Source organism: Variovorax sp. PEI5, from assembly GCF_056679935.1.
Genome location: NZ_JBWXPH010000002.1, coordinates 58,379 through 81,929 on the forward strand (window position 1 = coordinate 58,379; position 23,551 = coordinate 81,929).

Annotated in this window: 21 protein-coding genes; 14 read left to right on the top strand and 7 right to left on the bottom strand. The window is 72.8% G+C overall.

Translation table 11 applies throughout. From position 1 onward, the window contains the following. Window positions 1–2: 2 nt before the first annotated feature. Entirely contained in the window at window positions 3–206 is a 204-nt protein-coding gene (locus AC1MLT_RS16775; protein ID WP_481035162.1) for a YgaP family membrane protein, read from the bottom strand. A 208-nt stretch (window positions 207–414) separates the two neighbouring features. Here AC1MLT_RS16775 and AC1MLT_RS16780 point away from each other — a divergent pair, with 208 nt between their 5' ends. After that, on the top strand, window positions 415–1,200 hold the full coding sequence (locus tag AC1MLT_RS16780; RefSeq protein WP_481035163.1) for a Crp/Fnr family transcriptional regulator: 786 nt from the start codon (window positions 415–417) through the stop codon (window positions 1,198–1,200). A gap of 8 nt (window positions 1,201–1,208) precedes the next feature. Here the strand turns inward: AC1MLT_RS16780 and AC1MLT_RS16785 are convergent, their stop codons facing one another. Then, window positions 1,209–2,282 (bottom strand): zinc-binding dehydrogenase, encoded by a 1,074-nt coding sequence (locus AC1MLT_RS16785; RefSeq protein WP_481035164.1) that lies wholly within the window; start codon window positions 2,280–2,282, stop codon window positions 1,209–1,211. 135 nt (window positions 2,283–2,417) lie between these two features. On the opposite strand from AC1MLT_RS16785, the gene AC1MLT_RS16790 reads away from it, so the two are divergent. Next, window positions 2,418–3,272, top strand: a complete 855-nt coding sequence (locus AC1MLT_RS16790; RefSeq protein WP_481035165.1) for a universal stress protein — start codon at window positions 2,418–2,420, stop codon at window positions 3,270–3,272. Between the two features lie 124 nt (window positions 3,273–3,396). Then, window positions 3,397–4,224: a universal stress protein gene (locus tag AC1MLT_RS16795; RefSeq protein ID WP_481035167.1), complete on the top strand. Its 828-nt coding sequence runs from the start codon at window positions 3,397–3,399 to the stop codon at window positions 4,222–4,224. A gap of 40 nt (window positions 4,225–4,264) precedes the next feature. On the opposite strand, the gene AC1MLT_RS16800 is transcribed toward AC1MLT_RS16795, so the two are convergent. Continuing rightward, window positions 4,265–4,918, bottom strand: a complete 654-nt coding sequence (locus AC1MLT_RS16800; protein ID WP_481035168.1) for a BON domain-containing protein — start codon at window positions 4,916–4,918, stop codon at window positions 4,265–4,267. Between the two features lie 121 nt (window positions 4,919–5,039). Continuing rightward, window positions 5,040–6,608 carry a bifunctional aminoglycoside phosphotransferase/ATP-binding protein gene (locus tag AC1MLT_RS16805; RefSeq protein ID WP_481035170.1) on the bottom strand — a complete coding sequence of 523 codons (1,569 nt, stop codon included), beginning with the start codon at window positions 6,606–6,608 and terminating at the stop codon, window positions 5,040–5,042. A gap of 170 nt (window positions 6,609–6,778) precedes the next feature. On the opposite strand from AC1MLT_RS16805, the gene AC1MLT_RS16810 reads away from it, so the two are divergent. Genes AC1MLT_RS16810 through AC1MLT_RS16820 form a run of 3 tightly spaced genes read left to right on the top strand, consistent with a single transcriptional unit; the run spans window position 6,779 to window position 11,104 of the window. Further along, the gene (locus AC1MLT_RS16810; RefSeq protein WP_481035171.1) at window positions 6,779–9,451 is read left to right on the top strand and encodes a bifunctional acetate--CoA ligase family protein/GNAT family N-acetyltransferase; all 2,673 of its coding nucleotides are present in this window, start codon (window positions 6,779–6,781) and stop codon (window positions 9,449–9,451) included. Between the two features lie 47 nt (window positions 9,452–9,498). Then, entirely contained in the window at window positions 9,499–10,407 is a 909-nt protein-coding gene (locus tag AC1MLT_RS16815) for a murein L,D-transpeptidase (RefSeq protein ID WP_481035172.1), read from the top strand. Window positions 10,408–10,459: 52 nt separating this feature from the next. Beyond that, complete coding sequence (locus AC1MLT_RS16820) at window positions 10,460–11,104, top strand: hypothetical protein (RefSeq protein ID WP_481035174.1); 645 nt, start codon at window positions 10,460–10,462, stop codon at window positions 11,102–11,104. A gap of 92 nt (window positions 11,105–11,196) precedes the next feature. Here AC1MLT_RS16820 and AC1MLT_RS16825 read toward each other — a convergent pair whose 3' ends face one another. Further along, window positions 11,197–12,105, bottom strand: a complete 909-nt coding sequence (locus AC1MLT_RS16825) for a LysR family transcriptional regulator (protein ID WP_481035176.1) — start codon at window positions 12,103–12,105, stop codon at window positions 11,197–11,199. A gap of 144 nt (window positions 12,106–12,249) precedes the next feature. Here AC1MLT_RS16825 and AC1MLT_RS16830 point away from each other — a divergent pair, with 144 nt between their 5' ends. Genes AC1MLT_RS16830 through AC1MLT_RS16860 form a run of 7 tightly spaced genes read left to right on the top strand, consistent with a single transcriptional unit; the run spans window position 12,250 to window position 19,801 of the window. Then, on the top strand, window positions 12,250–13,239 hold the full coding sequence (locus AC1MLT_RS16830) for a tripartite tricarboxylate transporter substrate binding protein (RefSeq protein ID WP_481035178.1): 990 nt from the start codon (window positions 12,250–12,252) through the stop codon (window positions 13,237–13,239). A gap of 4 nt (window positions 13,240–13,243) precedes the next feature. Beyond that, entirely contained in the window at window positions 13,244–14,158 is a 915-nt protein-coding gene (locus AC1MLT_RS16835; RefSeq protein ID WP_481035179.1) for an HTD2 family dehydratase, read from the top strand. Window positions 14,159–14,180: 22 nt separating this feature from the next. Further along, window positions 14,181–15,362 carry an acyl-CoA dehydrogenase family protein gene (locus AC1MLT_RS16840; RefSeq protein WP_481035180.1) on the top strand — a complete coding sequence of 394 codons (1,182 nt, stop codon included), beginning with the start codon at window positions 14,181–14,183 and terminating at the stop codon, window positions 15,360–15,362. An 8-nt stretch (window positions 15,363–15,370) separates the two neighbouring features. Then, a complete protein-coding gene (locus AC1MLT_RS16845) occupies window positions 15,371–16,552 on the top strand; it encodes a CaiB/BaiF CoA transferase family protein (protein WP_481035181.1) in 1,182 nt (393 codons plus the stop codon). Beyond that, window positions 16,552–17,943 (top strand): MmgE/PrpD family protein, encoded by a 1,392-nt coding sequence (locus tag AC1MLT_RS16850; RefSeq protein WP_481035182.1) that lies wholly within the window; start codon window positions 16,552–16,554, stop codon window positions 17,941–17,943. The genes AC1MLT_RS16845 and AC1MLT_RS16850 overlap by 1 nt, the downstream gene beginning before the upstream one ends. Next, complete coding sequence (locus AC1MLT_RS16855; RefSeq protein ID WP_481035184.1) at window positions 17,940–18,806, top strand: HpcH/HpaI aldolase/citrate lyase family protein; 867 nt, start codon at window positions 17,940–17,942, stop codon at window positions 18,804–18,806. The genes AC1MLT_RS16850 and AC1MLT_RS16855 overlap by 4 nt, the downstream gene beginning before the upstream one ends. Then, window positions 18,803–19,801, top strand: coding sequence for a tripartite tricarboxylate transporter substrate-binding protein (locus AC1MLT_RS16860; RefSeq protein ID WP_481035185.1), 999 nt, complete (start codon window positions 18,803–18,805; stop codon window positions 19,799–19,801). Before AC1MLT_RS16855 ends, AC1MLT_RS16860 begins: the two co-directional genes overlap by 4 nt. A 43-nt stretch (window positions 19,802–19,844) precedes the next feature. Here AC1MLT_RS16860 and rhmD read toward each other — a convergent pair whose 3' ends face one another. Then, window positions 19,845–21,032 carry an L-rhamnonate dehydratase gene (gene rhmD, locus AC1MLT_RS16865; protein ID WP_481035186.1) on the bottom strand — a complete coding sequence of 396 codons (1,188 nt, stop codon included), beginning with the start codon at window positions 21,030–21,032 and terminating at the stop codon, window positions 19,845–19,847. Window positions 21,033–21,074: 42 nt separating this feature from the next. Beyond that, entirely contained in the window at window positions 21,075–22,367 is a 1,293-nt protein-coding gene (locus AC1MLT_RS16870; protein WP_481035187.1) for an MFS transporter, read from the bottom strand. 177 nt (window positions 22,368–22,544) lie between these two features. Between AC1MLT_RS16870 and AC1MLT_RS16875 the strand changes: the two genes are divergently transcribed. Then, window positions 22,545–23,537 carry a LysR family transcriptional regulator gene (locus tag AC1MLT_RS16875; protein ID WP_481035188.1) on the top strand — a complete coding sequence of 331 codons (993 nt, stop codon included), beginning with the start codon at window positions 22,545–22,547 and terminating at the stop codon, window positions 23,535–23,537. Window positions 23,538–23,551 lie beyond the last annotated feature (14 nt).

Here is a 23,551-nt window from a genome sequence, read left to right on the forward strand (position 1 = left end):
GGCTAGTCCCGCAGGATGCGGCGGGTATCGATGCCCCACCACGCATAGAGCGGGCAGGTCCCGAAGGCGCCCGTGAGCAGCGGAACGAGACCGATGTAGCCCCACGCGCCGATCTCGCGCGTCGCCGCCAGGGTGATCAGCAGCAGGCCGACGCCAACGCGCAGCAGCCGGTCGACGAAGCCGACGTTGTTCGACAGGAACGCCATGGTGTTTCCCCCGGGGAGTGGACGAGGTCCCGATCGTCGGCCGTTTCCCGGTCCGGGTCGTTGCGGTGGATCAAGGCATGCGGACGGATACACCGGACACACGGCGTTCACACGGCGTTACCCATGGCGGCGCGGCATTGCCACGGCGGAGGGGCGGGCGGCCCAGCATCGGGGCATCGACCTTCCGACGACCTTCCAGGAGTTCCCCATGCTCACCCCGACCTCCGCGTTCCCCGCCACCGCCGCCACCGCCAACCCCATCCTGCGGCCGGCCGCGCCCTGGACCCCCGCCGGCCCCGACGCCGTGGGTCCGCCCACCATCGCCACGCTGCGCCTGCTGTGCGATCGCCTGCAATGCCAGCGCCGCGTGGTGCGCGGCGGCGAGGTGATCTACCGCGCCGGCGATGTCTTCGAGCGGCTGCACATCCTCGGCTCGGGCTTCCTGAAGATCGTCAACCTGTCGGTCGACGGGCGCGAACAGATGGTGAGCCTCAAGTTCCGTGGCGACTGGCTCGGCCTGGACGGCATCGCCACCGGTCGCCACTCCTGCGATGCCGTGGCGCTCGACACCAGCGAGGTGTGGTCGGTGTCCTATGCCGCGCTGATGGCCGCCGCCGGCGCCCATCCGGCGCTGCTGCAGGCCCTGCACGCGGCCATGAGCCGCGAGATCGCGCACGAGCGCCACTCGCTGATGTCCGTCTGCACCCTGTCGGCCGATGCCCGCGTGGCCGACTTCCTGCACCACTGGGCGCAGTCGCTGGCCGAGCGCGGCCTGCGCACCGATGCCATCACGCTGCGCCTGACGCGCGCGGAGATCGGCAACTACCTCGGCCTGACGCTGGAGAGCGTGAGCCGGGCACTGTCGCGGCTGGCCCGTGAAGGCGTCATCGCCTTCGCCACCCGGGGCCGGCGCGACCTGCTCATCCCCGATGTCGCGGCGCTGTCGGCGTTCGTGCAGCGCTGCCTGGGCCCGGCATCGCTGGTGCTGCAATAGCGCTGTCGTCAGGGCGTGATGGCGACCTTGATGACGCCATCGCGCTGGTGGGCGAACAGCTCGTAGGCGGCCTCGATGTCGTCGAGCCGGAAACGGTGCGTGACCATGGCGCCGAAGTCGACCCGCCGCGCCGCCACCATCGCCATCAGGCGGCGCATGCGTTCCTTGCCGCCGGGGCACAGCGTGGTGACGATGCGGTGGTCGCCCAGCCCGGCGGCGAAGGCGCCCAGCGGGATCCGCAGGTCCGACGAATAGACGCCCAGGCTCGAGAGCGTGCCGCCCGGGCGCAGCACGCGCAGGCAGGCCTCGAAGGTCGCCTGGGTGCCCAGCGCCTCGATCGCCACGTCGACGCCGCGGCCGTCGGTGAGCCGCATGATCGCCTCGACGGCGTCCACGCGGCTGGCGTCGATCACCTGGTCGACGCCCATGCGCCGCGCGACGTCCAGGCGCCCGGACAGGCGATCGACGCCGATCACCAGGCTGGCGCCGCTGAGGCGGGCGCCCGCGCTCGCGCACAGGCCGATCGGACCCTGGGCGAAGACCGCCACCGTGTCGCCGATGCGGATGCCGGCGTTCTCCGCGCCACCGAAGCCGGTGGACATGATGTCCGGGCACATCAGCACCTCCTCGTCGCCGAGCTCGTCGGGCACCGGCGCCAGGTTGGCCATGGCATCGGGCACGCGCAGGTATTCGGCCTGGCAGCCGTCGATGGTGTTGCCGAACTTCCAGCCACCCATCGCCTTCCAGCCATGCGCGGTGCCGGCGCCATCCTGCGAGCCCTGCCCGCACAGGCAGGCGTGACTCCAGCCGCTGGGCGTGATCGCGCCGGCGATGACGCGCTGGCCTTCGCGCAGTCCCGTCACCCCGCTGCCCAGGCGCTCGATCACGCCGACGGGCTCGTGGCCGATCGTGAGGCCGCGGGCGACCGGGTACTCGCCCCGCAGGATGTGCACGTCGGTGCCGCAGAGGGTGGTGGTGGTCACGCGCATCAGCGCGTCGAGCGGACCGATGTCCGGGATCGGCTTCTCGTCGAGCACGATGCGTCCCGGCTCGACGAAGATGGCGGCTTTCATCATGGGCATGGCGTGGGTCCTTGCAGCTTCGATGCGCTGGTCGGCCATTCTTCGCGCCCGGACGACAGCGCGCCTTGATCGGCCTCAACTCCGGGCCGCGCGACCCGCGCGAGCATCGCCATGTCGCCTCACCGGAGCCGTGGCATGTCGTTGCGAACCATCCTCGTCCATCTCGACCATGGCACGCCCTGCGCGGGGCGCGTCGATCTGGCCGCCGCGCTCGCGCGGCGCCACGATGCCCGCCTCGTCGGCCTGCTGCCCTCGGGCCTGCACGACGGCACCATCCCGGCGGCCCTGCTCGCGCCGGGCGGCGACGACTTCATCGCCGGGTCGGCGCATTTCCTGCGGGTGCGCTCGGAAGCCATCGCGCAGGTCTTCGAGGACCGCGTGCGCCAGGCCGGGCCCCTCTCGCACGAGGTGCGCAAGGTCGATGGCACGGCGGTCGACGCGCTGGTGCGGCATGCCCGCGCGAGCGATCTGGTGGTGGTGGGGCAGGTCGGCCAGCATGCCACCGAGCGCGACCCGACCTTGGGCGTGGGCGTGCGGACCCTGCCGCAGGATGTCGCCCTGGGCGCCGGCCGGCCGGTGCTGGTGGTGCCGAGCACCGGCCGGTTCGCCGATGCCGGCCAGCGCGTGCTGGTGGCATGGGACGGCTCGCGCGAGGCGGCCATGGCGCTGCGCGACGTCCTGCAGCTCGTGGATCGCACCTCGCGCCTGTGGCTGATGTCGATGCACGTCGACGAGCCGATCGACGATGAGACGCTCCAGATCGGTCCCGTGCTGGCCTGGCTGGCGCGCCACGGCATCGTGGCCGAAGCCCATCGGCAAGCCAGCTCGATCGACTTCGCGGGCGCGCTGCGCTCGAATGCCGCCGCCTCCGGCGCCGATCTGCTGGTGATGGGCTGCCACGGACACAGCCGCCTGCGCGAGCTGCTGCTCGGCGGCGTCACGCACGCCATGATGGCGCACCTGCACCTGCCGGTGCTGATGTCGCACTGAGGCGTCCGGCCGGGCGCTTGATCGGCGTCAAGGCGTCGCGCCGCCGGCGCCGGGATGATGGCGCCATGCGTCCGACGCCCTCCGGCGTCGGCCCGATCCGGGCCCGCATCCGCAGGAGACCGCCATGACCACGCCGCGCAGCATCCTCGTCCATGTCGACAGTTCCCGCCACGCGGTCGAGCGCGTGCGGACGGCCCGCCGGATCGCCGAGGCCTTCGATGCCCAGGGAACGGGCATGCATTGCGCCGTCTCGGCGATCCTGCGTTATCCCCATGGGCTGGACGCCCTGTCGGCGGAAGCGATCGATGCCTTCGCCGACATCGACCGGCGCTGCCATGCCCAGGCGCGCGCGGCCTTCGTCGAGGGCCGGGCCGGCTCGGAACGCCTGCTGTGGGAGGAGGCATCGGGCAACGAGCCCTTCGACTTCGCCAGGCGGGCCTGCTATGCCGACCTGCTGATCGTGGGCCAGCGCGACGACGCGGATGCCTCGGCCGACGAATTGCCGCCGACCTTCCTGCCCTCGCTGCTGGTGGGCAGCGGGCGGCCGGCGCTGGTGCTGCCCTTCATCGGCGCGCAGGCCAACCTGGGGCGCCGCATCCTGATCGGCTGGAAGGAGACGCGGGAGGCGGCGCGCGCGGTCTCGGCGGCGCTGCCCTGGCTGCGGGGGGCCGCGCGCGTCGATGCGGTCTGCCACGGCCCCGGCGCGGCCGATGCGCTGGCGCGACTGGCGCAGTACCTGCGGGCCCATGGCGTGACGCCGGCCCTGCGCGCCAGCGACGCCCCCGACGCATCCGACATGGGCGAGCGGCTGCTGTCGCTGGCCGCCGACGTGGAAGCCGATCTGCTGGTGATGGGATGCTATGGCCACAGCCGGGCCCGCGAGTGGCTGCTGGGCGGCGCGACCCGGACCGTGCTGGAGACCATGACGCTGCCCGTGCTGATGTCGCACTGAGCGCGGCGCGGGCCGGGCCTCGCCGCGTCGCGCCGCTTCCTCAGGAGACCACGACCAGCTCGTCGATCACCGTCGAGACCCCGGGCGTGGACCAGGCGGCGCCCTGCGCCGCGTCGCGCTCGGCCCAGGAATGGACCTGGCCGCGCAGCGTCACGCGCGCGCCCTCGACCGTGACCGACAGCCGGCGCGCCTCCCGGTCGGCCTGGCGCGCGAGCGCCGCCTGGATCTTGCGCTCGACATCGGCCGGACTCAGTCGCGGCGTGACCTCGATCAGGTTGGTCACGCCCGTCACGCCCATCAGGTCGCGCACGGCGTGCTCGGCGGCCCTGCGCTGGTAGTCCCACTCGACCTCGCCGGTGAGGCTGAGCCAGCCGCCCTCGATCGTCGCCTGGACCCGGTCGTCGGGCACGAGCGCGTTCCAGGCCAGGGCGCGCTCGGCGGCCAGGCCGATGTCGGCATCGGTGCGCTGGTGGTCGAAGGGCAGGCGCACCGTCATCTCCACGGCCAGGGCCTTGACGCCATGCACGCGCCGCGCGGCGTTCTCGGCGGCGAGTTTCTCGGCATGGCTGGCGAGGTGGCCGGTGAGCGTGACCACGCCATCCTTGGCGCTCACCCCGATGTCGGCGGCGGTGATCTCGGGCGTCCAGTGGATTTCGGCCTGGACGTCGTCGCGCAGTTGCGTGTCGGTCTTCATGGGGATTCCTTGGGAGAGGGAGGGTGGGGGACAGGGTGGCGCGGTGACGGTTTCCGATATCGGAGCGCGCGCCGGCGGCCTCGACTCTAGGAGCGGCCGACCGCGCGCGCCTTGCGCTGCGTCAAGGGCGCGCCGACCAGCGCGCGGCGAGCGCCGCGACATCCACCGCCGCGTCGGTCGCGATGTCGATGGTCGCGTCGAGCTCGTCGGCGCCGAGCGGCTCGGCATGGGCGATCTGCCGCGCCAGCACCGCGACATCGGCCTCGGAGGCATCGCCGCGCGTCCGGTCGCGCGCGTCCACGCGATGCTCCAGCGTGGCGCGCGAGGCCCGGCAGTCCAGGATGGCGAAGGGCACGCCCAGCCGCGCGGCCAGCGCCGCGAAGTCGCGGCGTTCGGCGCGGCGCAGGAATGCCGCATCGACGATCACGGGAAGGCCCGCGCGCAATGCGGCATGCGCATGCCGGGCCAGGCGCTCGAAGGTGCGGCGCGTGGCGTCGGCGCCATAGAGGTCGAGGCCGCTGCCGGCCGAGCGCGCCAGCGCATCGAGCCCGAACAGGCGCTTGCGCTCGACATCGGAGCGGATCCGCACCGCGCCGGTGACGCCGACCAGCTGCAGCGCCAGGCTCGACTTGCCCGAGCCGGAGAAGCCATGCGTGATCAGCAGCCGGGCGCGCCGCGCGGCGGGATGCGCGAGCCGCGTCGCGCAGTCCAGGTAGTCGGGACCGGGGCGGGCATCGGCGCCCGGCAGGGCCGTCGCCATGGCCCGCACCAGGGCCCGCTGCACCTCGTGGAAGCCGAGCACGCCCAGCCCGGCATAGTCGCCGCTGGATTGCAGCCAGGCATCGAGCACGCGAGCGGCGAGATCGGCGCGTCCATGCGCCTTCAGGTCCATGGTCAGGAAGGCGAGGTCGGCGACGATGTCGATCCAGCGCAGGGCCGGATCGAACTCGATGGCGTCGAATGGCGTGAGCATCCCGTCGAGCCACACGATGTTGGCCAGGTGCAGGTCGCCATGGCAGGCGCGGATCGCGCCTTCGACGCGGCGCGCCAGCCAGACCGGGCGCAGCGCCGTGGCCTGGGCCCGGACCCAGGCGCGCAGGGTGGCGAGGCGGCCGTCGCCGGTGACCGGTCCCGGGCGCCGCTGATGCTCCAGCTGCTCCAGCTGCTCCAGCCGGTCCAGCACGTCCGTCGCCGCCCGCAGCGTCCGCTCCGGTCCGCCGAAGGGCGAATCCGGCGCCGCGCGGGGCGCCTGCGCGTGCAGCGCCGCCAGCCTCGCGGCCAGCGTGTCGAGCCATTCGGGGCGCACGTGGCGCGTGGTCACGAGTTCGCGCAGCAGCGCCGCCTCGGGAAAGCGCCGCATCCGCACCAGGTGGTCGATCGGCGTTCCGCCGCCATCGAGCGTCGGCGCCGCCGGCGTGCCGCGCACCGGCACGACGTCGAGATAGAGCATCGGCGCGAAACGCCGGTTGATGCGCAATTCCTCCTCGCAGCAGCGCCGCCGCGCCTCGACGCTGCCGAAATCCAGGAAGGGCAGGCGCAAGGGCTTCTTCAGCTTGTAGGCCTCGGTGGCGGTCAGCAGGACCCAGGAGATGTGGGTCTCGACCCGCTCGACCGGCTGGCCGGTGCGTCGTTCGAGCAGTCGGCGCAGCGCGTCGACCAGGGTCGGGTCCGGATCGGAGGGCATGGGCATGGTGTCCAGGGAGCTGCGGTCGGCCGGGCGGCCTCGGACTGCCACGATACGGAGCATTCCGACGCCGGCGCTTGATCCGTCGCAAGTGCCGCGCGGGTGGCGGGCGTCCGCGAGCGCCGGGCACCGCTGCGTCGCGGCACCATCGGGCACCACTCCGGGGAGGTCCTCGCATGAGCATCCGCCATCTCGACCGCCTGCTGTCGCCGGCCTCCGTCGCCGTCTATGGCGCTTCCGGTCGGCCCGGCAGCGTCGGCGCGACGGTCTGGCGCAACCTGAGGGCGGGCACCTTCGCCGGCCCGGTCTATGGCGTCAACCCGAAGCATCGCGCCATCGAGGGCGTGCCGATCTTCGAGCGCACGAGCGCGCTGCCGGCGGTGCCCGACCTGGCATTGCTGTGCACGCCGGCGGCGACCATCCCGGCGCTGGTGGCCGAGCTCGGCGCCTTCGGCACCCGCGCGGTCGTGGTGCTCACGGCGGGGCTGACGGCGGCCGGGAAGGAGGCCGCCCTGGCGGCCGCGCGGCCCCACACGCTGCGCCTGCTCGGGCCCAACTGCCTGGGCCTGCTCAGTCCGCACCTGGGCCTGAACGCCAGCTTCGCCCCCACCGACGCCCTGGCGGGCGATGTCGCCTTCGTCTCGCAGTCCGGGGCGCTGGTCACGGCGATGCTGGACTGGACGCGCAGTCGCGGGCTGGGACTCTCGCACCTCGTCTCGCTGGGCGACCATTGCGACGTCGACTTCGGCGACCTGCTCGACCACCTGGCCAACGACGCGCGCACGCGCTCGATCCTGCTCTACGTCGAGTCGATCGAGTCGCCGCGCAAGTTCATGTCGGCCGCGCGCGCGGCGGCGCGCAACAAGCCGGTCATCGTCGTGAAGGCCGGCCGTTCCCCGCGCGGCATGCAGGCCGCCGCCTCCCACACCGGCGCCCTGGCGGGGTCCGACGCGGTCTACGACGCCGCGATCCGGCGCGCCGGCATGCTGCGCGTGGACTCGCTGCAGGACCTGTTCGTGGCCGTGCAGATGCTCTCGCGCTTCGCCGGCAACCGCGACGAGGCGCTGTCGATCATGACCAACGGCGGTGGCGCCGCCGTGCTGGCCGCCGACGCCGCCGCGCGCGAGGACGTCCCGCTGGCGCCGCTGGATGCCGCGCTGGCGGCGCGGCTCGACGGCCTGCTGCCGGCCACGTGGTCGCACGCCAATCCGATCGACATCATCGGCGACGCGCCGGTCGCGCGCTACGTGGAGACGCTGGCGGCGCTGCTGGCCGACCGGACGGCCGGCGCGGTGCTCTTCATGCACGCGCCGACCGCGATCGTGCGCGGCGAGGACATCGCGCGCGCCTGCCTGCCCGCGCTGCGCGGGCACGAGTCGCGGGTGATGGGCGTCTGGCTCGGCGGCGATGGCGTGGCGTCGGCGCGGCGCCTGTTCCGGGAGGCCCGCGTGGCCGACCACGCGACGCCGGAGGAGGCCGTGCACGCCTTCGCGATGCTGCGGACCTACCGGCGCAACCAGGCGCTGCTGCTGCAGACGCCCGAGGCCGGCGCCACCGTGGCGCCCGACGCCGGTGCGGTCGCGCGCTTGCTGGACCAGGCGCTGGCCGACGGGCGCGAATGGCTGGACGCGCCGACCGCGAGAGCGCTGCTGGGCGCCTATGGCATCGAGACCATGCCGGGCGAAGCGGTGGCCGCGACGGCCGAGGCGGCGGCCGGGGCGGCGCTGGCGCTGGGCTATCCGGTGGCGCTGAAGATCCGCTCGCCCGACATCCTCCACAAGTCCGAGGTCGGCGGCGTGCGCCTGGGCCTGCCGGACGAGCCGGCATTGCGCTGGGCGGCCGCCGAGATGCTGGCCACGCTGCGCGATCGCCTGCCCGCCGCGCGCATCGACGGCTTCAGCGTCGAGCGGATGGCGCACCGGCCCCAGGCGCAGGAGGTCATCGTCGGCGCCCGCATCGATGCCGTGTTCGGTCCCGTGGTCCTGTTCGGCCAGGGCGGCACCGCCGTCGAGGTGATCGCCGACACGGCCATCGCGCTGCCGCCGCTCAACCGCGCCCTGGCGCGGGAGCTGGTCGCGCGCACCCGCGTCGCCCGCCTGCTCGCCGGCTTCCGCGACCATCCGCCGGCGCGGCTCGATGCGCTCTGCGACGTGCTGGTCGCGGTGTCGCGGATGCTCGCGGACCTGCCCCGGCTGGCCGAACTCGACATCAATCCGCTGTGGGTCGATGCGCAGGGGGTGGTCGCGCTCGACGCCCGCGCGCGGTTCGCGCGCGAAGCGGTCGGCGGGGCCGGGCGCTTCGCGATCCTGCCGTATCCGTCCGGGTGCGTCGGCACGCGGGACTGGCAGGGCCGGACCCTCGTCGTGCGGCCCATCCGCCCGGAGGACGAGGCGCAGCACCGCCGCTTCCTGGCCGCGTCGACGCCCGAGGACCTGCGCATGCGCGTCTTCCACACCCGCGGCGAGCTCTCGCACACCGAGCTCGCGCGCCTGACGCAGATCGACTACGACCGCGAGATGGCATTCATCGCCGAGGACCGCGACGAGCGGGGCGAGGGCCAGACGCTGGGCGTGGCGCGCCTGGGCGGCGACCCCGATGGCGTCGAGGCCGAATTCGCCGTGCTGGTGCGCTCCGACCTCAAGGGCCGGGGACTCGGACGGCTGCTGCTGGAACGCCTGATCGACCATGCGCGCGAACGCGGCTTCAGGCGCCTGGTCGGCGTGGTGCTGCGCGACAACCACCGCATGCTGGCCCTGGTCGCCGATCTGGGCTTCGTCGACGACGTCGCGGCGGCGAGCGAGCCGGGCGTGCGGCGCGTCGTCCTGCCGCTCGGAATCGGCCCTGGTTGACGTCGATCAAGGCCTGGGCGCGGCAGCGGCGCAGACTGCCCGCACCCATGAAACCCATCCTGTTCCCGAAGGCCGTGATCCTGGTCGCGGCGATCCTCGCGCTGGCCCTCCCGCCGGCCCCGGGCGCCATCGCCCGGGCCGGGCCCGCGCCGGCCGATGTCGTCGCGGCGTTCCGCGACCGGCTCGACCACGCCTTGCGACCGCCGCCCGACGCGGTCGCCTGGTATGGCCAGTCGGCCCTCGAGGCCCTGGCGCGCGCGGGCATCGCCTCCGCAGCGCAATACGTGGTGGTGGTCGATCGCAATCCACGCGTGCAGGCGGTGCTGGTCTACTGGATCGATGCGGCCGCGACGCCCCTGCTCGTCGGCGCGGCATCGGCATCGACGGGCGGCAGCACCGCCTTCGATCATTTCGAGACGCCCCTGGGAGTCTTCGAATCGACCCTGGACAACCCGGATTTCCGCGCCGAGGGCACGCGCAACGGCAATGGCATCCGTGGCTATGGCGACAAGGGCCTGCGCGTCTTCGACCTGGGGTGGCAGCGGGCCCGGCGGCTCTGGGGCCCGGGTGGCGACAGCGTCATGCGACTGCAGATGCACGCCACCGATGCGGACCGGCTGGAGCCCCTGCTGGGCAGCGCGCGCTCCAAGGGCTGCATCCGCATCCCGGCCAGCCTGAACCGCCTGCTCGACCACTTCGGCCTGCTCGACGCCGACTATCTCGAAGCGGCCGGGGAGGGCGAGCGGCCGTGGGTGCTGCCGCGTGATCAGGAGCCCGCGGATGGCGCGGGCCGCTACGTGATCGTCGTCGAGTCCGATCACGCGCAGCGCCCGGCCTGGGCGCCCGAGGGGTGGAGGCATCGGACCGGCGATGCCTTGATGCGGCGCAATGGGGTCCCGGACCCGCCCGCCTACAGTGGTCTTCCCTCGACAGCCTCGCTGGAGCAAGACCCATGAACACCGCCTCGTCCGGCCCGGACCGCATCGACGACCCACGGCCGGAGCAGCCATGAGCCCGGGCTTCGATCCCGGCTCCGGGCGCCGCGCACGGGCGCGGCTGGTGCTCGCGTTCGGCATCGCCGCCGGCGTCGCCGGTGCCATGGGCGCCGCCTCCGTCGCCGCCGCGTCCGATCCGCCCCCGGCGGCGGCATCCGGGCTGCGGCAGGAGGCCGAGCGCGCGGCGCGCGACGCCGAGACGGCCGCCCGCGAGGCCGCCAGCGCCGCGGCCGATGCGGCGCATCGCGGCCGGCTGGTCACCGGCCGCTGGTCGACGGCCATGGCCGAGGCGGTCCGGCATGCCGCGCGCAAGGCCGCCGATGCCGCCACCCGGCTGGAGGAGAAGACCGCCCTGGCCACCGCGCGGGCGTTCGACGAGACCCGCGACGCCGCGCGGCAGGCGCAGGCCCGCAGCGCCCGCGTGACGGCCGCGACCCGGGACGCGCTGACGCGCGCGGACGAGTCGGCGCGCCGCGCGCTGCAGGACGGCCGGGAGGAGGCGGAGCGGGCGGCCGAGGCGACCCGGGAGGCGCTGGATCGGGCCGAGCGGGCCGCGCGGGAGGCCGCCCACGGCGCGGCCGACTTCTCCCGGCGCACCCTCGAGGCGATCAAGCGTTCCGCGCGGCCGGGCGGCGCGCCCGCGGCGCGGCGCGGCTGATGGGCGCCACGCCGGTGGCGGCACGGCGCGCGGTCGGGGTCCGGGTCCAGATCGAGGATCGGTGGCGATGGCGCGGCGACCGCGCCGGTGGATCAGTCGGGCGCCGCCGGCGCCGCGCCGACGCAACCCGTCAGGTGCGTCACCAGCGCATGCAGGGGTGACGCCTCGGCCGGCTCGGCGCGCAGGCACAGCCACATGCGCCGTTCGGCCCAGGGCTCGGCCAGCGGCACCACGCGCAGCTTCATCGCCGTGGCGAAGCTGCGCGCCGCATGCAGCGGCAGCACCCCGACGCCGAGCCGGGCCTCGACGGCGCGGCACACCGCCTCGAAGCTGCGCACCTGCACGCGCAGCGCCATCGGCCGCATCAGCGCTGCCGCCTGCGCCTCCAGCAGGCGGGTCAGCGTGCTGCTGCCTTCGAGGCCGACCAGGTCGCGCTCCAGCAGGTCGTCGAAGGTGAGCGCGTCCGCCTGGGCGGGATCGTCCTCGCGCACGATGGCGGCGAGCTGGTCGCTGCGATAGGGCCGCACCCACAGTCCGCCGAGGTCCGGGCCGTCGACGCACACGCCCAGGTCGATCTCGCCGCTGCGCACGCGGCGCACCGCGTCCTCGCTCCAGCATTCCTCCAGCACGATGCGCACGTCGTCGTGGCCGTTCTGGAAGGTGGCGATGTCGCCTGGCAGGAACTGCGTCATGGCCGAGGTGTTGCCATGGACGCGCAGCACGGCCTGGTGGCCCCGGGCGTAGTTGCCCATCTCGGCGCGCAGGTGGTGGACGCTGGCCATGACGTCGCGCGCCAGCCGCAGCAGGCGCTCGCCGGCCGGCGTCAGGTCGAGGCCGCGCGAATGGCGCTCGAACAGCTGGGCCTTGAACTGGTGCTCCAGCAGCGCGAGGCGCCGACTGGCGGCGGGCACGGTGATCAGGCTGGCCTCGGCGGCCCGCGTGAGGTTGCGCATTTCCGCGGCGCGGACGAAGAGGGCGAGGGAATCGATGTCCGGCAGCATGCGGGCGATTGTCCACGGGGCGCCTCGCCCGCGTCGCCACGCGGTCGCACCTCCAATCCCGACAAGGCTGCGTTGTTCAAATTCTCATGGCCGGCCGCGGGGCGGCTGCCCAGAATCCGGCCCACAAGGTACGGAGACACACACATGCAGATGCATCGCTCACTCAAGACCATGGCGCTGGCCCTGGCGGTCCTGGCCGGCTCGCTGTCGATCGCGCCGGCGACGGCCCAGACCGCCTATCCCTCGCGCCCCGTCACGCTGGTCGTGCCGCAGGCCGCCGGCGGCACCAACGACATCGTCGGCCGGCTGGTCGGGCAGAAGCTCGGCGAGGTGATGAATGCCGCCGTGGTGGTCGACAACCGGCCGGGCGCCGGCGGCAACATCGGCACGCAGCTGGTGGCCAAGGCGCCCAAGGACGGCCACACGCTGCTCATGACCATCAGCAGCAGCCAGGCCATCAACCCGGCGCTCTACAAGAACCCGGGCTTCGACCCCGTCAAGGATTTCCGCCCGGTCGGCCTGATCGGCGCGGTGCCCAACGTATTGCTGGTCAACCCGGCGTTCCCGGCCCGCACGCTGGGCGAGTTCCTGACCGCGACGCGGTCGAAGGACGCCAGCTACCAGTACGCCTCGGCCGGCAACGGCACGCTCAACCACCTGCTGGGCGAGATGCTCAACGAGATGGCCGGCATCCGACTGCAGCACGTGCCCTACAAGGGCGTGGCGCCGGCCATCAACGACGTGCTGGGCAACCAGTTGCCGATCGTCTTCGCCAGCCTGCCCTCGGCCCTGCCGCACATCCGCAGCGGCAAGCTGCGCGCATTGGCGGTCAGCGGCGCGAAGCGCTCGCCGGTGCTGCCCGACGTGCCGGCCATCGCCGAGGCGGTGCCGGGCTACGACGGCACGCTGTGGATCGGCCTGTTCGCGCCGGCCGGGCTGCCCGCCGCCGTGCAGACCCAGCTGCAGGACGCCACGCGCCAGGCGCTGGCCGCGCCCGACCTGCGCGAGAAGCTCGCGCAGCAGGGCGTCGAGATCGCCGAGCCGACTTCGCCGGAGCAGTTCTCGACCCTGCTGCGCAACGACCTCGCCAAGTGGGCCCGTATCGTCGCGTCGTCCGGCGCGGCAGTGGATTGACGCCATGACCAACCCCACCAACCCCATCACCGCCACCCCCACGCTCGCCGCCGACGAGATCGCCCGCCTGCAGGCCTGGCAGGGGCGCGACGAGACCCTCGCCGACACCCTGGGCGCCGCGCCGGTGCGCGCGCTGTCGGCCACGCTCGACCGCGACGATCCGGCGCCCGGCACCGGCACGCGCCTGCCCGAGCTCTGGCACTGGCTCTACTTCCTGCCGCATCACCGGCAGTCGGAGCTCGGCCCCGACGGCCATGCCCGGCGCGGCGGCTTCCTGCCGCCGGTGCCCCTGCCGCGCCGCATGTGGGCCGGCGGGCGCCTGCGCTGGGAGCCGGACAACCCGCTGCGCGTGGGCGACGAGGCGACGCGCACCTCGACCATCGTGTCGGTGACGCACAAGACCGGACGCAGCGGCGAGCTGGTCTTCGTCCTGGTGCGCCACGAGGTGCGCAATGCGCGCGGCCTGGCGCTGACCGAGGAGCACGACATCGTCTATCGCGCCGCCGCCGCGCCCGGCGAGGCCGCCCCGGCGCCGACGGCCGCGCCGGGCGACGCCGCCTTCGGCCGCACCGTGGTGCCCGACGACGTGCTGCTGTTCCGCTACTCGGCCCTGACCTTCAACGGCCACCGCATCCACTACGACCGGCGCTACGTGACCGAGGTCGAGGGCTATCCCGGCCTGATCGTGCACGGCCCGCTGATCGCGACCCTGCTGGTCGACCTGCTGCGCCGCGAGCGCCCCGACGCCACGCTGCGCAGCTTCGAGTTCCGCGCCGTGCGGCCGACCTTCGACATCGCCCCGTTCCGGCTGCAGGGCCGGCCCGTGGCGGCCCGCCCGGGCGAGGGCGAGACGTTCGCCCTGTGGGGCGAGGACGCCGACGGCTGGCTGACCATGCAGGCGACCGCCATCCTGGCCTGAGAGACAAGCGAGACCATTCCCCATGAAGACCCAGATCCCGACCCCCGACGACCACCAGGAACTGCGCGAGGCGCTGCGCGCGCTGTGCCGCGACTTCGATGCCACCTACTGGCAGAAGGTCGACCACGAGCGCGGCTACCCCGAGGCCTTCGTCGACGCCCTGACCAGCGCCGGCTGGCTGGCCGCGCTGATCCCGGCCGAGTACGGCGGCTCCGGCCTGGGGCTGGCCGAGGCCTCCGTCATCATGGAGGAGATCAACTTCTCCGGTGGCAACGCGGGCTCGTGCCACGGCCAGATGTACAACATGGGCACCCTGCTGCGCCATGGCAGCGAGGCCCAGAAACAGCGCTACCTGCCGAAGATCGCCAGCGGCGAATGGCGCCTGCAGTCGATGGCCGTCACCGAGCCCACCACCGGCACCGACACCACGCAGCTCAAGACCACCGCCGTGAGGAAGGGCGACCGCTGGGTCGTCAACGGCCAGAAGGTGTGGATCTCGCGCATCCAGCACTCCGACCTGATGATCCTGCTGGCGCGCACCACGCCGCTGGCGGACGTCAAGCGCAAGTCCGAAGGCATGTCGATCTTCATCGTCGACCTCGACGACGCCATGCCCGAGCGCGGCGGCCGGGGCATGACCGTGCGGCCGATCCCCAACATGGTGAACCACGAGACCAACGAGGTGTTCTTCGACGACCTCGAGATCCCGGCGGAGAACCTGATCGGCCAGGAGGGCCAGGGCTTCAGGTACATCCTCGACGGCCTGAACGCGGAGCGCACGCTGATCGCGGCCGAATGCATCGGCGACGCCTACTGGTTCATCGACAAGGCGCGCCGCTATGCCAGCGAGCGCCAGGTCTTCGGCCGCCCGATCGGCCAGAACCAGGGCGTGCAGTTCCCGATCGCGGCCGACTACATCGAGACCGAGGCCGCCAACCTGATGCGCTTCAAGGCCTGCGCGTTGTTCGATGCCGGCCGGCCCTGCGGCGCCGAGGCCAACATGGCCAAGTACCTGGCGGCCAAGGCCAGCTGGGAGGCCGCCAACACCTGCCTGCAGACGCACGGCGGCTTCGGCTTCGCCTGCGAATACGACGTCGAGCGCAAGTTCCGCGAGACCCGGCTCTATCAGGTGGCGCCGGTCTCCACCAACCTGATCCATTCCTATGTCGCCGAGCACCTGCTCGGCCTGCCACGCTCGTTCTGAGGCCCGCCATGACACGACCGCTCGACGGCATCACCGTCATCTCGCTCGAACACGCCATCGCGGCGCCGTTCTGCACCCGCCAGCTCGCCGACCTGGGAGCGCGCGTCATCAAGGTCGAGCGTCCCGGCGTCGGCGACTTCGCGCGCGCCTACGACCAGCGCGTGGCGGGCGAGGCCTCGCATTTCGTCTGGGTCAACCGCTCCAAGGAGAGCCTGACGCTCGACCTCAAGCAGCCGGCCGCCCTGGCCGTGCTGCGGGAACTGATCGCCGATGCCGATGTGCTGGTGCAGAACCTGGCGCCCGGCGCCGCCGCGCGCATGGGCCTGGACCATGCCACGCTGGAAGCCGCGCATCCCCGGCTGATCGTCTGCGACATCTCGGGCTATGGCGAGGACGGGCCGTATCGCGACAAGAAGGCCTACGACCTGCTGATCCAGAGCGAGGCCGGCTTCCTGTCGGTCACCGGCACGCCCGACGAGCCCTGCAAGTCCGGCAATTCGATCGCCGACATCGCCGCGGGCATGTATGCCTACACCGGCGTGCTGGCCGCGCTGCTGCAGCGCGGCCGCACCGGGCGCGGCTCGCACATCGATGTCTCGATGCTGGAGTCGCTGGCCGAGTGGATGGGTTTCCCGATGTACTACGCCTACGAGGGCGCGCCGCCGCCGCCGCGCAGCGCCGCCTCACACGCGACCATCTATCCCTATGGCCCGTTCATCGCCGGCGATGGCGGCACGGTGATGCTGGGACTGCAGAACGAGCGCGAGTGGCGCGTCTTCTGCGACAAGGTGCTGCTGCGCCCGGAGCTCGCCACCGACCCGCGCTTCGATGCCAATGCCCGGCGCAACGAGCACCGCGCCGACCTGCGCGCCATCATCCTGGAGACCTTCGCCACGCTCACCAGCGCGCAGGTGCTGGAGCGGCTCGATGCCGCGCAGATCGCCAACGCTCGCATGAACGACATGGCCGGCCTGTGGGCCCATCCGCAACTGCGCTCGCGCGAGCGCTGGCGCGAGGTCGAGTCGCCGGCGGGCGCCATCGCGGCCCTGCTGCCACCGGGCCGCCAGAGCGCGTTCGACTACCGCATGGATCCGATCCCGGCGGTCGGCGAGCACACCGAGGCGATCCTGCGCTCGCTCGGCCGCGATGCCGGCGCCATCGACGCGCTGCGCGCGGCGGGAGCGATCTGATGACGACCGGATCGCTCGCCCGCTTCGCCGCCGGATTGCGCTTCGAGGACCTGCCCGATGCCGTGGTGGCCCGCGCCGAGGACCTGCTGGTCGACTGGTTCGGCTCCGCCATCGCCGGCCATGGCACCCGCCCGGTGGAGACCATCGCCGCCTTCGCCCGCGCCATGGGCCCGGCCGACGGGCCGAGCGAGGTGCTGGTCGGCCGGGGCCGCAGCAGCCCGTACTTCGCCGCCATGGTCAACGCCGCCGCCTCGCACGTGGCCGAGCAGGACGACGTGCACAACGGCTCGGTGTTCCACCCGGCCACGGTGGTCTTCCCGGTGGCGCTGGCCTGGGCCCAGGCCCTGGGCGCGAATGGCCGGCAAATGCTGACGGCGGCGGTGGCCGGCTACGAGGTCGGCATCCGGGTCGGCGAGTTCCTCGGCCGCTCCCACTACAAGGTGTTCCACACCACCGGCACCGCCGGCACCCTGGCCGCGGCCGCCACCGCCGGCCACCTGCTGGGACTGGACGCCACGCGCATGGGCCACGCCTTCGGCTCGGCCGGCACGCAGGCCGCCGGCCTGTGGGAGTTCCTGCGCACCGCCGCCGATTCCAAGCAGCTGCACACCGCGCATGCCGCCGCCGCCGGCCTGATGGCCGCCAGCCTGGCGCGCGACGGCTTCACCGGCGCGCAGCGCATCCTGGAGGGATCGCAGGGCCTGGCGGCCGGCATGTCGAGCGATGCCGATCCCAGCCGGCTGGTCGATGGCCTGGGCACGCGCTGGGCGCTGACCGAGACCTCGTTCAAGTACCACGCCTCGTGCCGCCACACGCATCCGGCGGCCGATGCCTTGCTGGCGGTGATGCGCGAGAACGACCTGCGCGCCGACGACATCGAGGACGTGCGCACGCACGTGCACCAGGGCGCGATCGACGTCCTGGGGCCGGTGGTCGATCCGGCGACGGTGCACCAGTCGAAGTTCTCGATGGGGACGGTGCTGGCGCTGGTGGCGCGCTTCGGGCAGGCCGGGCTGGCCGAGTTCGAGGCCCATTTCCGCGACGATGCCACCCGCGCCTTCCGCGACCGCGTGAGCATGGGGCTCGATGCCGAGGTCGATGCCGCCTATCCGCGCCGCTGGATCGGCAAGGTGACGGTGCGCACCCGCGACGGCCGCGTGCTGGAGGGCCGCGTCGACGAGCCGAAGGGCGATCCGGGCAACACGCTCGATCGCGACGAGATCACGGCCAAGGCCCTGCGCCTGGCGGCCTTCAGCGGCGGCGCCGGCGTGGCCGAGATGCGCGCCGCCATCGAGGCGCTGTGGCGCGTGGCGGATGCCGCGACGGTCGGTCCGCTGCTGGCACCAGCATCGGCATCCTCCACGTCGTCGGTCCCGGGGGCCACGGCATGAGCGACGCGGCGGCCTCCCCGGTGGGCCTGGCGCGCACCTTCCTGTTCGTGCCCGGCGACCGGCCCGAGCGCCTGGCGCGGGCGCTGGCCAGCGGCGCGGGCGCCGTCATCGTCGACCTGGAGGACGCGGTCGCGCCCGAGCGCAAGGCCGAGGCGCGCGTCCTGGTCGAGCAGGGCTTCGCCGGCCTGCCGGCCATGGCGCACGGCCGCCTGCTGGTGCGCTCGAACGCCAGCGACACGGCCTGGCACGCGGAGGATCTCGCCCTGCTGGGCCGGCTGGCGGCGCGCGGCCTGCTGGCCGGCGTGGTGCTGCCCAAGGCCGAGCGCGCCGCCGACCTGGCCGCGCTGGCGCGCGCCGTCGGGCCGGCGGTGGCGCTGCTGCCGCTGATCGAATCGGTCGCCGGGCTGGATGCGGTCGATGCGCTGGCGGCGGCGCCGCAGGTGCTGCGGCTGGTGTTCGGCCACCTCGACTTCCAGGCCGATGCCGGCCTCGCCTGCGCGGCCGACGAGGCCGAGCTGGTGCCGGTGCGGCTCGCGCTGGTGCTGGCATCGCGCCGGGCCGGCCGGGTGCCGCCGGTCGATGGCGTGACGGCGGACTGGCGCGATGCGGTGCGTCTCGCGACCGATGCCGCGCGCGCGCGGCGCGGCGGCTTCGGCGCCAAGCTGTGCATCCATCCCGACCAGGTCGCCGGCGTGCAGGCGGCCTTCACGCCGAGCGCCGACGAACTGGCCTGGGCGCGCCGCGTGCGCGATGCCGTCCGCACCGCCGGCGGCGGCGCCATCAACGTCGACGGCCGGATGGTCGACGCACCCGTTCTGAAACTCGCCGAGCGTCTGCTCGCGCAGGAAATGGAGACACCATGACATCGAAGAAGAAGATCAAGACCTGGCTGGGCCTCGCTTTCGGCGCCGGCCTGCTGACCCTGCAGGCCGCCGCCGTGGCGGAGAACGCCTGGCCCGACAAGCCCGTCACGCTGGTGGTGCCGTACTCCGCCGGCGGCCCGACCGACGTGGTGGCGCGCCTGCTGGCCGTGCCGATGGGCCGCTCGCTGGGCCAGACGGTGATCGTCGAGAACACCGTCGGCGCCGGCGGCACCATCGCGCCGGCCCGGGTGGCGCGCGCGACGCCCAACGGCTACACCCTCCTGCTCCACCACATGGGCATGGCGACCGCGCCGGCGCTCTACAAGAAGCTGCCGTTCGATCCGCTGAAGGACTTCGAGTACATCGGCCAGGTGCTCGACGTGCCGATGACCTTGCTGTCGCGCAAGGAGTTCCCGGCCCGGAACTTCCAGGAACTGCTGACCTACGTGAAGGCCAACAAGGACAAGGTGACCCTGGCCAATGCCGGCGTCGGCGCGGTCTCGCAGCTGTGCGGCCTGCTGTTCGCCAGCCGGGTCGGCGTCGAGCTGACGACGGTGCCCTACAAGGGCGCCGGCCCGGCGCTCAACGACCTGATGGGCGGACAGGTCGACCTGCTGTGCGACCAGACCACGCAGACCGCGCCGGTCATCAAGGATGGCACGCGGGTCAAGGTGTTCGGCGTGACGACGCCGACCCGGCTGGCCTCGATGCCCGACATCCCGACCCTGGACGAGCAGGGCCTGAAGGGCTTCGACGTCAAGGTCTGGCACGGCATGTACGCGCCCAAGGGCACGCCGCCCCAGGTCACCGCCCGGCTCAACGCCGCCCTGCGCGCGGCGCTGCAGGACGACGTGGTCAAGGCGCGCATCGCCGAGCTCAGTTCGGAGATCGTGCCGATGGACAAGGTCACGCCGGAGTCGCTGCGCACGCTGCTGACCTCGGAGACGCAGCGCTGGGGCAAGGTCATCAGGGCGGCCGGCGTGCAGGCCGAGTGACGGGCCCCGGCCCCCACGCCCGTGCCGGTGCCGGCGCCCTCGCTCAGCGCGGGTAGGGGCGATGCAGCGCGATGTCGGGATTGAGTCGGACGCCGAAGCCCGGCGCGTCCAGCGCCGAGGCCTTCATGCGCCCGCCGACGGGCACCGGCTCGTCGAGCAGCTGCGGATGGAACATCGGCACCACCTGGTCGGCCTGCGGCGCCATCATGAGGAACTCGGCGAACGGGCTGTTGTGGCGCGTGATGACGAAGTGGTAGCTGTAGACGGAGGAGCCGTGCGGCACCATCAGCTTGCCGTGCGCATCGGCCAGGTTGGAGATCTTGATGAGCTCGGTGATGCCGCCGCACCAGCCCACGTCCGGCTGGATGATGTCGCAGCACTCCATCTCCAGCAGCATGCGGAAGCCCCAGCGCGTGGCCTCGTGCTCGCCGGTGGTCACCAGCAGGCCGCGCGGCACGTTGCGGCGCAGTTCCGCGTAGCCCCAGTAGTCGTCCGGCGGCAGGGCCTCCTCGATCCACTTGAGCCCGTGATCGTTGCGCGCCGCGATGGCCAGCCGCGTGGCGTACTCGACATCCAGGCTCATCCAGCAGTCCAGCATGAGCCAGAAATCGTCGCCGACCCGCTGGCGCATGTCGCCGAGCATCGCCAGGTTCTTCCTCAGGCCCTCCTCGCGCTCGGCCGGTCCGTGGTGCAGCGGCAGCTTGCCGCCGATGAAGCCCATCTCCTTGGCCAGGTCCGGGCGGGCGCCGGTGGCATAGAACGTCAGCTCGTCGCGCACCGGGCCGCCCAGCAGCGCGTGCACCGGCTCCCGGCGGACCTTGGCCAGCAGGTCCCACAGCGCCAGGTCGACGCCCGAGATGGTGTTGATCACGATGCCCTTGCGGCCATAGAAGAGCGTCGAGTGGTACATCTGGTCCCAGATGCGCTCGATGTCGGTCACCCGGGCGCCCTCGAGGAAGCGCGCCAGGTGCTTCTCGACGATCCAGCAGCCCAGGTCGCCGCCGGTGGTGACCGAGAACCCGACCGTGCCGTCGGAGGCCTCGATCTCGACCACCAGCGTGCCCAGCACGTTCAGGCCGAAGCTCTGGCGGCTCTGGCGGTACTCGGGGTACCTGCTCATCGGCGTGGCGATGTGGTCGTCGATCCAGTGGCCGCCGGCCTGGTCGTGGTAGTCGGCGCCGCCGCCACGGACGGTGAAGGCGCGCACGTGTCGGATGGTGGGCATGCTCATGGGGAGTCTCCGGTGATTCGTTGGAGGGGCGGGGGCGGGGGCTCAGCGCGCGACCGGCACCGATGCGCCGGCGCGGCGCAGCGCCAGGAACAGCAGGGCGCCGATCACCGTGGTCATCGCCAGCAGGTTGAGTCCGGCGCTGGCCGAGGCGAAGAACTGCTCGGCCCAGGTCTTGACGTTGGGGGCGACGAAGCCGCCCAGGGCACCCAGCGAATTGATGAGGGCGATGCCGCCCGCCGCCGCCGCGCCGCCGAGGTAGGCGGTCGGGAAGCTCCAGAACACCGGCTGCACGGCGATGAAGCCGGCGGCGGCGAAGCACAGCGCCACCAGGGCGACCATCGGCGAGGATGCGTTGACCGAGACGGCGATGCCGGCCGCCGAGACCGCCAGCGTGACCAGGGCGGTCATGGCGTGGCGGCCGGTGCGCTCCGCCACGCGGGGGATGGCATGGGCGGCCGCCAGCGCGCAGATCCACGGGATGGCGGTGACCAGGCCGACCGCCAGGCCGACGTTGCGGCCCATCAATGCGGCGACCTGGGTCGGAAGGTAGAACACGACGCCATAGACGCTGACCTGGATCAGGAAGTAGATCAGGGCCAGGAACAGCACGCGGCCGTTGGTCAGCGCCTTCAGCACCGTGGCCGGGCCGTGGGCCGCCTTGTGCTGCTCCTCGGCCGCGATGGCGTCCTCCAGCGCGCGTCGTTCCTCCGGCGTCAGCCAGCGGGCGTCGCCGGGGCGGTTGTCCAGATACCAGAAGGCCCAGATGCCCACCAGCGAGGCCATCACGCCCTCGACCAGGAACAGCCACTCCCAGCCCCTGAGGCCCAGGGCGCCGTCGAGCTCGAGCAGCAGGCCCGACAGCGGACTGCCGAAGATGAAGGCGAGCGGCGCGCCGAAATAGAACATGCCCAGCACCCGGGTGCGGGAGCGGGCCGGGAACCAGCGCGTCAGGAAGTAGATGACGCCTGGGAAGAAGCCGGCCTCGGCCACGCCGAGCAGGAAGCGCAGGACGTAGAAGGTGGTCTCGGTGTGGGCGAACATCAGGGCCGCCGAGACCAGGCCCCACGTCACCATGATCCGGCACATCCAGGCGCGCGCGCCGACGCGATGCATGATCAGGTTGCTGGGCACCTCGAAGAGGGCATAGCCGATGAAGAAGATGCCCGCGCCGAAGGCGAAGACGGCATCGGACAGGCCGGTGTCGAGCTGGAAGGCCTTCTTCGCGAAGCCGATGTTGGCGCGGTCCAGGAAGGCCAGCACGTACATCAGCAGCAGGAAGGGCACCAGGCGCCGGGTGGCCTTGGCGACGGCGCGGTCGAGGACCGGGGTGCTCATGCCGGATTCCCCGGCCCGATGGGCAGTGATGTCATTGCGATGTCTCCGTTGTTCGTGTGATCGACGGGCTGGACTCTAGGCATCGCGGCCATGACATTCCAATCAATAATTCGCGTCCCGACTTTCCGGAATGGAATATCGACCGCCCGTGGGAAGTCGTCGCCGGAGCCCCCACCCATGCCCATCGAATCGCCCCTCGGTCCCTCGCGCCTGATCAACCGCCTGCGCCTCAAGCACTGGGCCCTGCTGGCGACGCTGGCCGAGACGAGCACCCTGGCGCAGGCGTCGATCCACCTCAACACCACCCAGCCCTCGGCCACCAAGATGCTCGCGGACATCGAGCAGGCCTTCCAGTTCCCGCTGTTCGAGCGTCATCCGCGCGGGCTGCGGGCCACGCCGCTGGGCGAGGAGGTGGTCGCCTACGCGCGGCAGTCGCAGGCCTCGCTGGCGCGCTTCCTGGAGGCGCTGGAGTCCAAGCGCCGCGGCGGCCACGGGCAGCTGGTGCTGGGCGCGATCATGGGCGCCGCGCCCGACCTGCTGGCCCATGCGGTGGCCGAGATCAAGCGCGAGCGCCCCTTGCTCAACGTGCGCATCCTGGGCGAGACCAGCGACCAGGTCGGCTCGCTGCTGGAGCGCCAGGACATCGAGTTCGCGGTAGGGCGCTTCTCCAGGCTCATGCAGCACAACACCTTCGCCTTCGACCCGCTGGCCAACGAGACCATGCAGCTGGTGGTGCGCCGGGGCCATCCGCTGCTGCGCCGCAAGGGCCTGTCGATGGCCACCCTGGTGGCCTGGCCCTGGATCCTGCAGCCCTTGACCAGCCCCGCGCGACAGCTGATGGAGGAGGAATTCGGCGCCGCCGGCGTGAGCACGCCGATGAACATCGTGGAGTGCGCCTCGGTCTTCGCGACCCTGCAGTTGCTGCAGTCGAGCGACGCCGTCGGCGCGCTGCCCGAATCGGTGGTCCGCGACCACGTGCGCGCGCGGCTGCTGCGCGTGCTGCCGCTGGTGATCGGCGAGGACCTCAAGGGCTTCGGCGTCCTCACGCGCATCGGCGAGCCGCTGTCCGAGGCGGCGACCACCTTCATCGCGCATCTGCGGCGCTTCGCCGGCGCCGGAGCGGGCGGTCGCGCGCGGCGTGGCGCGGCGCGCGAGCCCAGGCGGGTCTGAGGTCCGCCCGCCCG

Coding starts and splice junctions, on each gene's coding strand:
- AC1MLT_RS16775 (WP_481035162.1), bottom strand. CDS start 206: ATGGCGTTCCTGTCGAACAACGTCGGCTTCGTCGACCGGCTGCTGCGC.
- AC1MLT_RS16780 (WP_481035163.1), top strand. CDS start 415: ATGCTCACCCCGACCTCCGCGTTCCCCGCCACCGCCGCCACCGCCAAC.
- AC1MLT_RS16785 (WP_481035164.1), bottom strand. CDS start 2,282: ATGCCCATGATGAAAGCCGCCATCTTCGTCGAGCCGGGACGCATCGTG.
- AC1MLT_RS16790 (WP_481035165.1), top strand. CDS start 2,418: ATGTCGTTGCGAACCATCCTCGTCCATCTCGACCATGGCACGCCCTGC.
- AC1MLT_RS16795 (WP_481035167.1), top strand. CDS start 3,397: ATGACCACGCCGCGCAGCATCCTCGTCCATGTCGACAGTTCCCGCCAC.
- AC1MLT_RS16800 (WP_481035168.1), bottom strand. CDS start 4,918: ATGAAGACCGACACGCAACTGCGCGACGACGTCCAGGCCGAAATCCAC.
- AC1MLT_RS16805 (WP_481035170.1), bottom strand. CDS start 6,608: ATGCCCATGCCCTCCGATCCGGACCCGACCCTGGTCGACGCGCTGCGC.
- AC1MLT_RS16810 (WP_481035171.1), top strand. CDS start 6,779: ATGAGCATCCGCCATCTCGACCGCCTGCTGTCGCCGGCCTCCGTCGCC.
- AC1MLT_RS16815 (WP_481035172.1), top strand. CDS start 9,499: ATGAAACCCATCCTGTTCCCGAAGGCCGTGATCCTGGTCGCGGCGATC.
- AC1MLT_RS16820 (WP_481035174.1), top strand. CDS start 10,460: ATGAGCCCGGGCTTCGATCCCGGCTCCGGGCGCCGCGCACGGGCGCGG.
- AC1MLT_RS16825 (WP_481035176.1), bottom strand. CDS start 12,105: ATGCTGCCGGACATCGATTCCCTCGCCCTCTTCGTCCGCGCCGCGGAA.
- AC1MLT_RS16830 (WP_481035178.1), top strand. CDS start 12,250: ATGCAGATGCATCGCTCACTCAAGACCATGGCGCTGGCCCTGGCGGTC.
- AC1MLT_RS16835 (WP_481035179.1), top strand. CDS start 13,244: ATGACCAACCCCACCAACCCCATCACCGCCACCCCCACGCTCGCCGCC.
- AC1MLT_RS16840 (WP_481035180.1), top strand. CDS start 14,181: ATGAAGACCCAGATCCCGACCCCCGACGACCACCAGGAACTGCGCGAG.
- AC1MLT_RS16845 (WP_481035181.1), top strand. CDS start 15,371: ATGACACGACCGCTCGACGGCATCACCGTCATCTCGCTCGAACACGCC.
- AC1MLT_RS16850 (WP_481035182.1), top strand. CDS start 16,552: ATGACGACCGGATCGCTCGCCCGCTTCGCCGCCGGATTGCGCTTCGAG.
- AC1MLT_RS16855 (WP_481035184.1), top strand. CDS start 17,940: ATGAGCGACGCGGCGGCCTCCCCGGTGGGCCTGGCGCGCACCTTCCTG.
- AC1MLT_RS16860 (WP_481035185.1), top strand. CDS start 18,803: ATGACATCGAAGAAGAAGATCAAGACCTGGCTGGGCCTCGCTTTCGGC.
- rhmD (WP_481035186.1), bottom strand. CDS start 21,032: ATGAGCATGCCCACCATCCGACACGTGCGCGCCTTCACCGTCCGTGGC.
- AC1MLT_RS16870 (WP_481035187.1), bottom strand. CDS start 22,367: ATGAGCACCCCGGTCCTCGACCGCGCCGTCGCCAAGGCCACCCGGCGC.
- AC1MLT_RS16875 (WP_481035188.1), top strand. CDS start 22,545: ATGCCCATCGAATCGCCCCTCGGTCCCTCGCGCCTGATCAACCGCCTG.